The sequence below is a fragment of the Kitasatospora sp. NPDC127035 genome, from assembly GCF_042726075.1.
Classification (GTDB): domain Bacteria; phylum Actinomycetota; class Actinomycetes; order Streptomycetales; family Streptomycetaceae; genus Kitasatospora.
The window spans coordinates 43,835-57,118 of the sequence record NZ_JBHXDN010000011.1; the positions used below are offsets into that span (position 1 = coordinate 43,835).

9 protein-coding genes are annotated in these 13,284 nt (G+C 73.1%); 7 read left to right on the plus strand and 2 right to left on the minus strand.

The annotated features are described in order from the left end of the window. The first annotated feature begins 126 nt into the window (after nucleotides 1–126). The 6 genes from ACFWIC_RS09815 to ACFWIC_RS09840 all read left to right on the plus strand — a co-directional run bounded on the left by ACFWIC_RS09815 (nucleotide 127) and on the right by ACFWIC_RS09840 (nucleotide 7,409). Nucleotides 127–2,049 (plus strand): alpha/beta hydrolase family protein, encoded by a 1,923-nt coding sequence (locus ACFWIC_RS09815; RefSeq protein WP_380517409.1) that lies wholly within the window; start codon nucleotides 127–129, stop codon nucleotides 2,047–2,049. Next, nucleotides 2,046–2,207, plus strand: a complete 162-nt coding sequence (locus ACFWIC_RS09820; RefSeq protein WP_329875716.1) for a hypothetical protein — start codon at nucleotides 2,046–2,048, stop codon at nucleotides 2,205–2,207. Before ACFWIC_RS09815 ends, ACFWIC_RS09820 begins: the two co-directional genes overlap by 4 nt. A 79-nt stretch (nucleotides 2,208–2,286) precedes the next feature. Next, nucleotides 2,287–4,233, plus strand: coding sequence for a RiPP maturation radical SAM C-methyltransferase (locus tag ACFWIC_RS09825; RefSeq protein ID WP_329950548.1), 1,947 nt, complete (start codon nucleotides 2,287–2,289; stop codon nucleotides 4,231–4,233). Beyond that, entirely contained in the window at nucleotides 4,214–4,885 is a 672-nt protein-coding gene (locus ACFWIC_RS09830; protein ID WP_380357636.1) for a DUF5825 family protein, read from the plus strand. Before ACFWIC_RS09825 ends, ACFWIC_RS09830 begins: the two co-directional genes overlap by 20 nt. 30 nt (nucleotides 4,886–4,915) lie before the next feature. Then, nucleotides 4,916–6,115 carry a cytochrome P450 gene (locus ACFWIC_RS09835; protein ID WP_380517413.1) on the plus strand — a complete coding sequence of 400 codons (1,200 nt, stop codon included), beginning with the start codon at nucleotides 4,916–4,918 and terminating at the stop codon, nucleotides 6,113–6,115. Next, entirely contained in the window at nucleotides 6,108–7,409 is a 1,302-nt protein-coding gene (locus ACFWIC_RS09840) for an MFS transporter (protein WP_380517415.1), read from the plus strand. Before ACFWIC_RS09835 ends, ACFWIC_RS09840 begins: the two co-directional genes overlap by 8 nt. A gap of 250 nt (nucleotides 7,410–7,659) precedes the next feature. Here the strand turns inward: ACFWIC_RS09840 and ACFWIC_RS09845 are convergent, their stop codons facing one another. Continuing rightward, a complete protein-coding gene (locus ACFWIC_RS09845) occupies nucleotides 7,660–8,046 on the minus strand; it encodes a winged helix-turn-helix transcriptional regulator (protein ID WP_380357625.1) in 387 nt (128 codons plus the stop codon). 53 nt (nucleotides 8,047–8,099) lie between these two features. Here ACFWIC_RS09845 and ACFWIC_RS09850 point away from each other — a divergent pair, with 53 nt between their 5' ends. Next, the gene (locus ACFWIC_RS09850; protein WP_355400383.1) at nucleotides 8,100–8,987 is read left to right on the plus strand and encodes an NAD(P)-binding domain-containing protein; all 888 of its coding nucleotides are present in this window, start codon (nucleotides 8,100–8,102) and stop codon (nucleotides 8,985–8,987) included. Nucleotides 8,988–9,194: 207 nt separating this feature from the next. On the opposite strand, the gene ACFWIC_RS09855 is transcribed toward ACFWIC_RS09850, so the two are convergent. After that, the gene (locus ACFWIC_RS09855) at nucleotides 9,195–13,040 is read right to left on the minus strand and encodes a ricin-type beta-trefoil lectin domain protein (RefSeq protein WP_380517419.1); all 3,846 of its coding nucleotides are present in this window, start codon (nucleotides 13,038–13,040) and stop codon (nucleotides 9,195–9,197) included. Between the last annotated feature and the right edge of the window lie 244 nt (nucleotides 13,041–13,284).

The following is a 13,284-nucleotide window of genomic DNA, read 5'->3' on the forward strand; positions in this document are numbered from 1 at the left end:
CCGCGACACCCCCCTACAGTGGACCGCGATCCCCCGAGATGTGTCCTTCCCCACATGCCGGTTCACTGGCTCCCGGAACGTCCAGCGCAGCGTGTCCCCCACCGTCGAGCCGGAAGGGCCGGGTCCGTGACGCAGGCGTTCCAGTCCCCCGGCTTCGCCGCGTTGGCGGCCGACCGCGCGGTCGAGACGCGGCTCGTCGACGAACGCTGGCAGGCGGTCGCCTGGGACCTGGGGACGGGGCGGCGCCGGGTGGTCACCGACCGACCGGGGGGCGTCCACCTGAGCGAGATCGAGCCGGACGGCGATGCCATCTGGTGGTTCGACGCCGACGGTGCCGGGGAGGGGCGGTGGCAACGCGAGCCGTTCGCCGGCGGACCGGGCGGCGCGGCACTGCACGGCGTGCCGCACGGGCGGGCGTACGGCGTCGCCTTCGACCGGACGGGCTCGCTCGCGGCCGTGGCCGTCGGTGTCCACGACGCCTCGCACCTCTATGTCGGGCCGCCTGCGGGCGAGGCGCGACCGATCGGTTCGGCGCCGGGGTACCTGGGCCTGGCCGACCTGTCGCCGGACGGTCGACTACTCGCCCTCGGCGGGCGGCCCGACGGGGACGACGCAGCGGTCCTGTGGCCGACGGACGCTCAGGCGGGCAGTCCGTTACGGCTCGCCGGGGACCGGCGACTGCGGCTCTGGCCGATCGAGTTCAACCCGCTCGCCGTACTCGAACCGGAGCTGCTGCTGGTGGTCGAGGAGGACGAGCGGTACACCGTCGCGACCTGGCGGGCGGGCGCGGGGCTGAGCAGGTACCCGAGACTGTCGTTCGACTCGCAGATATCGGCCGGCTGGTACCGGGGGCCGCGCGGGGTGCTGATCCAGCACGAGCGGGCCGGGCGGAGCCGGCTGCTGCTCGCCGACCTCGACCCGCCGGTGGGGCCGGGGGCAGCGCGGCCGGGGCCTGCGGGCCGGGCAGCGGTGGGCCGGGCAGCGGTGGGCCGCGGGATGGCGGGCCAGGGGGTGAATGCCGACCAGGAGCCGGCCGAACAGGCCCCGCCCGCCCGGGAGATCGACACACCCGGCGGCACGATCCACGACCTCTCCTGCGCCCCGGACGGCACCCTGCACTGCGTCTGGAGCCGGGAGTCGACGCCGCCCCGCCCGCTGGTCCTGCGGCCCGGCACGGAGGTCGCGGACCACACCGATCCGGAGCAGGGCGACACCTCCCGCAGCCGGCGCTGGACGCCCCGGCCGTACGGGAGAATCCACAGCTTCGTCAGCACCCCCGTCGGCGGGGGCCCGTGGCCGACCCTCTTCCTGGTGCACGGCGGCCCCGCCACCCACGACCGGGACTCCTACGACCCGCGGGTGAACGCCCTGGTGGGCCACGGCTACGCGGTGGTGCGCACCAACTACCGCGGTTCCACCGGCTACGGCGCCCGCTGGCAGCACGAGTACGGCCACCGGGTCGGGCTGGCGCAGATCGAGGACCTGGCCGCCGTCCGCGCCGAGCTGGTCGCCGACGGCACGGCGCTCGCGGAGCGCACCGGCCTGTGCGGATTCTCCTGGGGCGGCTACCTGACGCTGCTGGCGATCGGTGCGCAGCCGGAGCTGTGGTCGCTCGGCATGGCCGCCCAGCCGATCGCGGACTACCCCGCCACCTACCGCACCACCACCCCCGCGCTGCGCGAGCTCGACCGGCAGCTGTTCGGCGGGACCCCGGACGAGGTGCCCGAGCGCTACCGCGCAGCCGACCCGCGATCCTACGTGCACCAGGTCCGCGCGCCCGTCCTGCTGGCCGCCTCCCGGACCGACGAGCGGTGCCCGCCCGACCAGGTGGCCCGGTACGCCGCGGACCTGCGCCGGCTGGCGGTGCCGCACGAACTGCTCTGGGTGGACGGCGGGCACTACAGCAGCCGGACCGCCGACCACCGATCCGTGCTGGCCGCGATGGTCCGGTTCGCCGGGCACGCCTGGCCGGCACCGCTCCCCCGAGCACCCCGGGGCGGTCGTCCCGGGGTACCCGCCGATCTGACGGAAGGAGGTGAACAACCATGAAGCGACGCAGCATCCAGAACGACCCGATCAGCACCCCGGAGCGTGACCGGGGCGCCGTCGTGGTCCAGAACTTCGCGCTCGACATCACCAAGGCCACAGCGGTCGCGCCTGCCCTCAAGGGGCAGCCGAAGCCGAAGCCGGAACTCAAGGGCAAGTGACCCACGGTCGCTCCGGGGCATCTGCGGTGCCCCGGAGCGACACCTCGCCGACCGCCTGCGGACAACAGAAGTGGCCATCATGCGTATCGTCCTGCTGCACATGCCCTGGGGCGCGATCGACGTGCCGTCGCTGGCGCTCGGGATCCTGCACACCGCCGCCGCACGCGCCGGCCATCAGGTCGAAGTGCGGTACGCCAACCTGGACTTCGTGGACTGGGCGGCCTCGACCGCGGGCTTCGGCGTGGACGACTACCAGTACTTCTCCGAGAAGTCCTACTTCCAGGGCGCGGGCGACTGGGCGTTCGCCGGTGCGCTGTACGGTGACGACGGCCCGGCCCCCGGCGTCGACGGCGGCCTCGACGGCGACGGCAACGGCGCCGGCGACAGCGATGTCGAGTTCGCGAGCTACTTCGAGCACCTCGCCGCCAACGGCGCGAGCGAGCAGGACATCGCCCTGACCCGGGCCACCCGCACGATCGCCCCCGCCTTCATCGACCGACTGGTCGACGAGCTCGCCGCCGACCCACCGGACCTGGTCGGCTTCACCACCACCTTCCAGCAGAACACGGCGAGCCTCGCCGCCGCGAGGGTGCTCAAACAGCGGTGCCCGCAGGTGCGCACGGTGTTCGGCGGCGCGAACTGCGACGGTCCGCAGGGCGCCGCGCTGCACCGCAACTTCCCCTTCCTGGACTACGTGGTGCGCGGCGAGGGCGAAGCCGCCTTCCCGGCGCTCCTGGAGGGCGGCGACCTCTCCGCCGTCCCCGGGCTGTGCTGGCGTGACGACTCCGGGACGTCGACCGCCAACGAGATGACGAAGCGCCCGCTGCCGCCCTCGGCGATCCTGACGCCCCGCTACGACGGCTTCTTCGAGCGGCTCGACGCCTCCGTCGCGGCCGGCTGGGTCGATCCCAAGCTGGTCCTCGAAGGCTCCCGGGGCTGCTGGTGGGGCGAGAAGCACCACTGCACCTTCTGCGGGCTCAACGGCTCCTCGATGGAGTTCCGCTCCAAGCCGCCGGCGGACTTCCTCGCCGAGGTGCTCACGCTCGCCGAACGCCACCAGCTGCTGGACGTCTACGTGGTCGACAACATCCTGGACATGGGCTACTTCGACACCGTCCTGAAGTCGCTGGCCGAACTCCCGGTCGATCTGCGGCTGCACTTCGAGATCAAGGCCAACCTGCGCCGCCACCAGTTCCAGCTTCTCGGCGACTCGGGCGCGGCCCAGGTGCAGCCCGGCATCGAGAGCCTGAGCACCCGGGTCCTGCGGATCATGGACAAGGGGGTGACGGGCTGCCAGAACGTCCGCGCGCTGCGGGACGCGCAGAGCGCCGGGGTCTCGGTCAGCTGGAACTACCTCTACGGCTTCCCGGGCGAGCAGCCGGCCGACTACGAGTCGGTGATCGGCCAACTTCCCGTGCTGCACCACCTGGACCCGCCGACCGGGGCGGGACGGATCGCGATCGAGCGGTTCAGCCCGTACTTCGACCGCCCCGAACTGGGCTTCGCGATCACCCGGCCGGCCTTCCAGTACCGCGCGACCTATCGCCTTCCCGAGAGCGAACTGGCCCAACTGGCGTACGTGTTCACCGCACCGCCGCGCGGGATCGGCGGCGACCTCGCGGAGCGTCTGAGCGCGGCGGTGGACACCTGGATCGCGCGGTTCCCCGACAGCCGGCTCAGCTACCGGGACGCGGGCGGGCGCATCGTGCTCGTCAACACCCGGCCCGGGTACGACTGGCGGGTGGTCGAGCTGACCGATCCGGTGGAGCTCGCCGCCTTCCGGCTGCTGGCCCAGCCCCGCTCGACCGCCACGCTGGCCGCCAAGGTCCCCGGCGGCGCGGCGGCGGTCCAGCCCGTGCTGGAGCGCTTCACCGCGCTGGGCCTGCTGTTCCACGACGGGGACAGCTTCCTTCAGGTCGCCGTCGAGTCCGACAACCAGGTGCTGATGCGGATGCAGCACCGGCACGGCCCGGCCGCCGCCCGTCCTCGTACCGAGGAGGTGCTCGATGCCGTCACGATCGGCTGAACGGACCGACGCCGCCTGGCGCGCAGCCGACCCGGAGGTCGAGCTCTGGCTCGACTACGACCCGGCCGCCAGGGAGTTGCCGGGCTTCGCGCTCGGTCGCCGCACCCTGTCCGGCCCGGCGCAGGCGGAGGTGACCGAGCTGCACCGCGCCGGGGTCCGCTGCCTGCGGCTGACCGAGCCGGTCCGGCTCTGTGCGGACGCGCCGGCGGCCTCAGCGCGGGCGCTGATGCTGCTGCGCGAGGCGACCGGACAGGGGTTGGCCGTGCTCTGGCAGGCGGTCTGCACGGACGGCTGCGCGGCGCAGCGCCGCTTCCACCACCTCTACCCGCCCGAGCGGTTGACCGGCGCACCGGAGGACGTCGTCGCCGACTGGCGCGCCACGTACTTCCCGAGCAAGTGCGTCTTCCGGCGCGGGCCCGGCTTCGTCGAGGTGCGCGACCGCCGGTTCGGGATGCTGGAGCTGTTCACCATCGACGAGCCGGGCCACCTGGCACAGGTGGACGCGCTGGCCGAGGGTGTCGAGATCGGCCGGCTGCCGGACGCCGTCCACCAGGACTTCGCCGTGGCCGGTCTGATCGCCGAACAGGCGGGCCGCGCGTGGTTCCTGCCCATGCGGGTCCGCCGCTGGCCCTTCCCGTCACTGACCGTGTAGTTGCGAGAGTTCGAGTCCGAGGAGAGATCCATGACCACCGCGGTCGACGACGCCGCCTCACGGATGTCCGCCTTCATCCGCGACCCCTACCCCACGCTCGCCCGGATCCGCGAGGCCGGCGCGGTCTCCGTCGTGGAGTTCGGCGAGGGCCTGCCGGTCTACCTGGTGACGCGTTACCAGGACGTCCGGGCCGCGCTGATGGACCCGCGGTTCGGGCAGGACGTCCGCCGCAGCCAGGCGATCGCGAGCGGGCGGGGCTCCGGCCTGACGCTCGGCTCGGAGGTCATCCACATGCTCAACAGCGACCCCCCGGACCACACCCGGCTGCGCCGGCTGATCCAGGGCGTCTTCACCCGCCGGCGCGTCGATCAGATGCGACCGCTGGTCGAGCGCATCACCGACGGCCTGCTCGACGGGCTGCGCGGGCGGGAGACCGCCGACCTGGTGACGGACTTCGCCTTCCCGCTGCCGATCATGATCATCTGTGAGCTGCTGGGCTTCCCCCCGGAGGACATGCAGGACTTCCGCACCTGGTCGACGGCGATCCTGACCCAGGGCGGGGACATGTCGTTCCACCAGGCCACCACCGAACTCAACGACTACTTGCGGGAGTTGATGAAGGACCGACGGGCGGCGCCGCGCACGGACATCCTGACCGACCTGGTGCAGGCGTCCGACGCCGGCGAGCTCACCGAACAGGAGGTGTTCTCGATGGTCTTCCTGCTGCTGATCGGCGGTCACGAGACCACCGTCAACCTGCTCGGCACCGCCACCCTGGCACTGCTCCACCACCCCGACCAGCTCGCCCGTCTGCGCGCCGACCCGGCGACGATGCCGGTCGCGATCGACGAGTTCCTGCGCTACGAGTCCCCGGTGAGCATGGCCACACTGCGGTTCACGAACGCCGACGTGACGGTCGACGACGTGGAGATCCCGGCGGACGAGCTGGTGCTGCTCTCGCTCGGCGCGGCCAACCGGGACCCGGCCCGCTTCACCGATCCCGACCGGCTGATCCTCGACCGGGGCGATCCGGGCCACCTGGCCTTCGGGCAGGGCCTGCACCGGTGCCTCGGTTCCTTCCTCGGCAAGCTGGAGAGCGAGGTCGCGCTGACCGGCCTCCTGGAGCGCTTCGAGCGGATCGAGCTGGCCGCCGCGGAGGAGACCCTGCCCTGGCGCAACACCATCATGCTGCGCGGCCTGGAGTCGCTGCCCGTCTCGCTCGATGGCTAGCGGCGCGGGGACGGGCGGTACGGGGGCGGGCGGCGCGGGGACGGGCGGTACGGGGGCGGGCGGTGCGACGGGGCTGTTGCGGTTCCGCCCCCGGATCGGCGTCGCGCCGCTGCGCTCGCGCGGTTACCGGCTGCTGGTGATCGGGCAGGGCACCTCTGAGTTCGGCAACGCGTTCCAGGTGGTCGCCCTGCCACTGCTGGTCTACTCCCTCGCCGGCGGCGCCCGTCAGTTGGGCCTGGTGGTGGCCGCCTACGGCGCGGGACGGCTGGCCGCCACCCCCCTGGGCGGGGTACTCGCCGACCGGTTCGGCGCCTGGCGGGTGATGCTGGCCGCCGACCTCGTCCGGCTGCTCGCCACCGCCGGGCTGTGCGCGGTCGCCGCCGGCGGGGCGGCGGAGTTCCTGCTGATCGGCGGGCTCGCGCTGCTGGTCGGCCTCGGGGCCGGGGTGTTCCTGCCGGCCGCCTGGGCGATCACCCCGACCCTGCTGCCCGCCGAGGACCTCCACGCGGGCAACGCCCTCAGCAGCACGGTCACCTTCGGCGCCGGTCTGCTCGGTCCGGCGGCGGCCGGCCCCCTGGTCGCCTGGCTGGACCCGGCCGCCGCACTCGGCCTGGACGCGGCGACCTTCGCCGTGTCGACCGTCACGCTGCTGCTCATCGGCCGCGGCAGCCTCGCCGCACCGCCCCGACCGATCTCCGAACGTTCGTCCGTGCCGAGGAACTTCCGCGCCCTGCTGCGGGAATCGCCACTGCTGCGCGCGGTACTGACGGTGACGGTGATCGCGAACCTGACCGTGGGCGGCGCCACCAGGGTCGCCCTGCCGACCCTGGCCACCGACGGCTTCGCCGCCGGTGCCGTCGGGCTGGGCATGCTGCTGGCCGCGTTCACCGGCGGCGCCCTGGTCGGCGGCCTGTTCGCGGCCGGTCTCACGGAGTTGCGCTCGCGGGGCCGCACGGCGATGCTCTCCGGCCTGGTGATGGGTGCGGCGATCGGCCTGGTGCCGTTCACCGGCCTCGTCGGCGCGGTGCTGCTGCTCTGCGTGGCCGGCGGCGCCAGCACGGTGACCAACGTCCTGGTCGTCACCGGCGTGCAGAAGAACACCCCGCCCGCGCTGCTGGCCCGGGTCATGGCGGCCATCACCTTCTGCGCGCTGGGGGTCTTCCCGCTGTCGGTGATCGCGGCCGGCGCGGCGGTGGAGGCGTTCGGGAGCCGGGGGGTGTTCGCGACGACCGGGCTCTGCCTCCTGGGCGCGTTCGGGTACGCGCTGACCAGGCGCGAGATCCGCGCGCTGTGAGGCCACCACCCCCGCCGGCGTCGACCGCCCCCCGCCGGCGTCGTCAGTCGACCGGAGCGGTTTGCCCGGCCCTCCTCCTCACCGCGTACGGCAGGAACTCCCTCGACGGCGAGGGCGGCCCGCCGGGGCCGCGGATGTGAACCCGCCGCCCCTCGGCCCCGGCCGGTAGCCACCTTTTTGTGCGTACTGGGCAACGACGTGCGGCGCGACGAGACTGGTCCCCAGGAGGACGGAAGGAGATGACAGCAGGTCAGGAGGCCGACAGTTCGACCTGTCCGACCTGTCCGACCCGCCCGGCCTGCTCCGCCGTCATGCGGTCGAGGCGCTCGTGGCCCAGGTCGGAGACCGGGCCGAGGGCGTCGGAGAGCCGGCGGCCGAAGTCGGTCAGCGAGTAGACCGTCTTCAGCGGAAGGACGTCGTGCACCTCGCGGTGCACCAGGCCGTCGGACTCCATCTCACGCAGGGCCTGGGTGAGGACCTTCTCGCTGATCCCGGGCAGCCGTCGACGGATTTCGGCGGGGCGCTGCGGTCCGGCCTCCAGTAGCCAGAGCAGGGACGTCTTCCACTTGCCGTCGATCACGGCAATCGCGGCGGTCACCCCGCACACGTTCGGGTTCACGGCCTGGCTGCGCGTCATCTCTTCCCCCCGGGGTCGTCGTTGTCCACCACCATGTCTACAGGAGATGAAGTATGCCCACCAACCACACCCGTCCCACCGTCACCGTGCTCGGCCTCGGGCCGATGGGACGCGCCCTGGCCGGTGCCTTCGTGGACGCCGGCGTCCGCACCACGGTCTGGAACCGCACCCCCGGGCGGGACGCCGCGCTGGTCGCCCGGGGCGCGGTGAGCGCGGCCACGGCGGAGGAGGCCGTGGCGGCGAGCGAGCTCACGGTCATCTGCGTGGTGAACTACGACGCCTCGGACGCCGTGCTGCACCGTGAGGAGGTCGGGGCCGCGCTCAAGGGCCGGGCGGTGGTCAACCTGACCGCCGACTCGCCGGACCGGGCCCGGTCCACGGCCGCGTGGGCGGCGGAGCACGGCGTCGAGTACCTGGACGGCGCCATCATGACGCCGGCCCCGAGCATCGGCACGCCGGAGGCGGTCTTCATCCACAGTGGGCCGGCCGACCTCTACGAGCGGTACGCGCCGGTGCTGGCGGTGCTCGGCGGTACCCACACCCACCTCGGCGAGGAGATCGGCCGGGCGGCCGGCTTCGACATCGCGCTGCTGGACATCTTCTGGACGACGATGGCCGGGTACGTGCACGCGCTGGCACTGGCCAGGGCGGAGGGGATCAGCGGGCGGGAGCTGGCGCCGTTCGCCCAGGGGATCGGTGCGATCCTGCCGCCGCTGTTCGCGGAGTTCGCCGAGGATTTCGACAGCGGCAGCTACTCGGGCGCGATCAACCCGCTCACCTCGGGGGTCTCCACCATGGCCCACGTCGTGCACACCGCGGAGTCGCACGGCATCGAGTCCGGGGTGATGCGCGCGGCCGAGGGTCTGGTCCGCCGGACCATCGCCCTCGGCCACGGCGAGGACGGGGTGAGCCGCCTCGCCGAGGTGCTGGGCCGACGCTGAACCCCGGCGGACCGGCCCCCGGCCACCCGCGCGCGACAGCAACCCCGAGGGCCCCGGACCCGAGCGGGCAGCACCACCAGCTCGGCGAGGAAGACCGGGCCGACCCCACCGGCCCGACCCTGCCGCGGCCGGTGGCCGAGCGGAAAGGCCCGTGCCGGGCGGAGGTCCGACCTCCGCCCGGCACGGGCGTGATGCGCGGGTCGGGTCTCAGACCGCCGTGGTGACGCTGAGAATCCACCGCTGGTTCGCGCCGCCGTGGCAGGACCAGATGCCCAGCCCGGTGCCGTTGGTGGTGTCCCAGCCCGGGATCTCCAGGCAGCGCTGGGCGAGCGGACTGTACAGCTCGCCGCTGGAGCGCAGCGTCCACTGCTGGCCGCGGGCCCCGACGCACTCGGACATCGCGACCGGAGAGCCGTCCCCGGCCCCGCTCTCGGGAACGGAGAGGCAGGCCGCGCCGGACCGCACCGTGCCGTCCGGGGCGAAGGTGAGCTTCTGGTTCACCCCGGCCCAGCAGTTCCAGACGGCCGGGCGGTGGCCGTCTGCGGTCGTCCCCATGCTGTCGACGCACTTGCTGCCGTTGGAGGCGGAAACCAGCTGGTAGCCGACGGGCCGGTTGGGAACGCCGAGGTTGACGCGCCCGGAGAACTGCGGAAGGCCGTTCGCCGCAGCCGCGCCGCGCAGGACCGTCAGGGTGCCGTCGGCGGCGACCACGTACAGGTCCGGGTGGCCGTCGCCGTCGACGTCACCGGGCGAGTCGACCTTCGGGAAGGCCGAGGAACTCAGACCCAGCGGGAGGACCTCCTGCGCACCGGCCTGCTCGGCCGGGATCCCGGCGTCCCACTTCTGACCGGCGCTGCCGTCACAGTTCCGGATGGCCAGCACGCCGCCGACACCGGTCGCACCTCCCTCCACACCCAGGCAGAGGCCCGAGTGGGGGTTGCGCAGCGCGCCGGTGGACGCCTCGGGCACCCACTTCTGGTTGGCGCCGTTGTTGCAGTCCCAGAGCACCAGCCTGGTGTCGTTGGCCGTGGCGCTGAACGGGACGTCCACGCACTTGCCCAGCACGTGCAGCGAGCCGTCGGTGCCGAGGGTGAACTGCTGGTTTCCCGCGCCGGCGGCGCAGGTCCAGTTGAGCAGCGCGGTCCCGTTCCCGGTCAGGCTGTGGTCGACGTCCCCGCACAGGCCGGACAGCCCGGAGGCCAGCAGCCGGCGAACGGGCGCCGCGATCGTCGCGGTGGGCGTGCCCTGGGCGTCGAGCGACAGCGGGTAGGTGTGGATCGCGCCCGTGAGGTCGTCCCGGGCCCACAGGGTCGGGGTGGAGCCGACGGAGCCGGGCGGGAGCAGGGTCACGCCGGACCAGTCTCCGGTGCCCAGATCGGTTCCGGTGGCGAACAGGCAGCCGCCCAGTGTGCTGCCGGGGTAGTAGCGCAGCCTGCCGTTCTCCACGGTGATCAGGTTGGGCCGCTTCGCCACGTTGCCGTTCGGGGCCGTGGCGACCATCTGGGTCAGGTGGTTCCAGGTGCTGTCGATGCCCTGCGCACAGGTCGACGAGGTACCGATCGGGGAGATCGCGCGGCGGCTGAAGTGCCCCGCGATGCCGGGCGGCACCGCGGTGGCGTCGTTGTAGTAGACGTAGAGCTTGCGGGTCGCCCTGTTGAAGGCGATCAGGTCGTCCTGGCTCCCCTCGCTCACCGAACCCCGGTGCGCCACCAGGTAGTTGTTCCAGCTGTCGTGCTCGGGGCTCTGGTCCTGGGTGGAGGCGAGCCCGGGCTTGGCGGTGAAGTCGCTGTTGCCCGGCACCAGGGTCAGGGTGCCGTCGGTGGCCTGGGAGAGGAAGTCCGGGGTGCCGTCGGACGTCACGTCACCGGGGCTCACCACGTTCGCCGGGTTCCACGGAGCGTAGAAGTCGTACCGGGCTGCCTGCTGCTGGGTGTTGCCCGCGGCGTCGACCGCGCGGACGAACAGGGTGTGGACGCCCCAGTCGTCACGGTTGAGGTTCACCGGGATGTCCGCGACGGCGGTCCCGTCGGCGTCCGGCCACACCCACATGGTGTTGGCGCCGGCCGGCGGGATGTTGTCGTCGAGCGCGTACTGGAAACCGCGCACGCCGCTCTTGACGCACGCGGCGCGGTTGCATCCGCCCGGGGTGGGGTCGTTGCTGCTGACCCTGATGGTGAGGTTCTGGTCCCCGGCGTGGGCGGTCGGCGTGAGGCCGCTGCCCAACGGTGGGAGGACCGTCGACCGCTCGAACTCGGCGAGCGACGGCGGGGTCAGGTCGACGCCGAAGTAGCAGTACGCCGAATCCGGCCCGTTCAGCAGACCGTCGGTCGCCCGGGCGTTCCACCCGTACTGGTGGCCGTCGGAGACCGGGCTGCCGATGTAGGCCTGTGCCAGGCCGCCCGACCCGATCGGCTGGCTCGCCGGCCAGCCCACGTCCGCAGGGTTGCCGTTGCCGTCGGCGACCATGTTGTCCCAGACGTGGAAGCCGACGACCAGGTTGGTCCCCGGCATCGGCGTGGTGGCGCGCGCGTTGAGGATGATGTTGGAGGAGTTGCCGGCCATGCTGGTCATCCCGATCCAGCCGGGCTGCCCGCCGCCGCACGCCGGCCCTCCGGGGTTCTGCGAGTCGGGGGTGGTGGACATGTCGTAGGGCCGGTCCGGCGCGATGTCGTAGTTCGCCTCGACGTACGGGTTGGTGTTGAACCGCATGAACCCGAGGTTGCCCGCGACCTTGGACTCGTTGCCGAACAGGCCGACGGTCCACCGCGGGATCTGCTGCTGGGCGACGGTCCGCATGGCGTCGGTGACGTTGAACACCACCGGCTTCCAGCCGCCGCAGTCGAACCAGGCGCTCTTGGGCCACTGGGTCTCGAAGGACATCTCGACGTTCTGCGGCTGGTGGTTCCAGTCGGTGCCGCCGCCGATGCCCTCGCGCATCCACTTCGCCGTCACGGGCGCGGTGGCGTTGCAGTCGTGGTTGGCGCCGTACGTCTCGTACATGATGAGTTTGGCCTCGTTGACGACCATCCGGTTGGTCATCGCGCCGGTGTTGAACTCGTAGTACGACCGCTCCAGGCCGCGGCAGGTGGCCGCGTACTGCTGGTAGCCGACGCCCTGGCCGTTGGCCTGCGGGATGTCGTACTGCGGGGCGCCGGCGCACCCCTCCATGACCTGGGCGAAGTGGTTGGTGCCCATCGGCCCGGTCGGCGTCCATGACGGGTCGATGTACAGCGGCCAGGTCGTGCCGTCCCCACCGAGCAGGCCGGTGTCGGGGGTGAGGGTGACGCCGCCCGGCTCGGCCTTGACGGCGACCGGCCGGACCGTGGCCCCGTTGCCCGGCCCCGCCGAGGACGAGACCGGCCCGCCGGTCGCCGCGGAGTGGGCGACGGCCTCGGTGTCGTCCGGGCCGGCGGCCGGGGCCGCCGCCCTCGGGGCCGCCCCGCGGGCGGAGGCCGTCGCGTCCGCCGAGGGACCGGAGGAGCCGGCGGGAGCGGCGGGGGCCGTCGAGGAGTCCCACATCACCGGAGTGGGGGCGGTGAAGACCGACGTGCCGTCGGCGGCCTTCGCGGCGAGGCCGCCCGCGGCGTCGGCCTCGACCGTGAGGTTCCCGCCCGCGGTGCCCATCCGCAGCGCCTTCAGCCCGGGGTTGGCCGCGGCCTCGGCGTCGCGGACGACCAGGACCTCGCGGACCGCACCCTGCTCACTGACCGTCACGTCGAGGTCGACCCCGGGCAGGACGTTCGCGTACCGCGCGCCGGCGCCGGTCACCACCGGCTCGGGCAGGTCGAACGGAAGCGAGAGCGCGAGGCTCCGGCCGTCCGTGTCCGTGAGCGTGGCCAGCGGCCCCTTGCCGCCGCCGGACAGGACGACGCCGGACGGGGTCGCCTTCGGCGACCAGTTGCCGTCGGCGTTCCGGGCCAGCCCGGCGTCCACCGGCGTCCAGGCGCCGCCCTTCTTGACCCGGGCGGCCTGCAGATAGCTGGTGAGGGTGATCCGGCCGTCCGGTTGCGCGACGGTGAGCGAACTCCCGGTGGTGAGCTCGTCGACGGTCACGGGCTTCCCGGTGGCCTTGGCCTTGAGCCGGGCGGCCTGGAGCGGCCCCCCGGCATCCGGGGCCGGAAGTGCCCCGGGGCGGACGGTCTGTCCCGGTTGCACAGCAAACGGGCGGTCATCAGCGAATGCCGGAACGACGTTTCCGAGCGCGAGTCCGCCGAGCGCGGATATGACGGCAAGGCGGGCCGTCAGCCCGCGCGTCCGAATTCGGCAGAATCGGATGGGTTTCCCCACGGGTTATCCC

Coding starts and splice junctions, on each gene's coding strand:
- ACFWIC_RS09850 (WP_355400383.1), top strand. CDS start 8,100: ATGCCCACCAACCACACCCGTCCCACCGTCACCGTGCTCGGCCTCGGG.
- ACFWIC_RS09840 (WP_380517415.1), top strand. CDS start 6,108: ATGGCTAGCGGCGCGGGGACGGGCGGTACGGGGGCGGGCGGCGCGGGG.
- ACFWIC_RS09825 (WP_329950548.1), top strand. CDS start 2,287: ATGCGTATCGTCCTGCTGCACATGCCCTGGGGCGCGATCGACGTGCCG.
- ACFWIC_RS09820 (WP_329875716.1), top strand. CDS start 2,046: ATGAAGCGACGCAGCATCCAGAACGACCCGATCAGCACCCCGGAGCGT.
- ACFWIC_RS09835 (WP_380517413.1), top strand. CDS start 4,916: ATGACCACCGCGGTCGACGACGCCGCCTCACGGATGTCCGCCTTCATC.
- ACFWIC_RS09830 (WP_380357636.1), top strand. CDS start 4,214: ATGCCGTCACGATCGGCTGAACGGACCGACGCCGCCTGGCGCGCAGCC.
- ACFWIC_RS09845 (WP_380357625.1), bottom strand. CDS start 8,046: ATGACGCGCAGCCAGGCCGTGAACCCGAACGTGTGCGGGGTGACCGCC.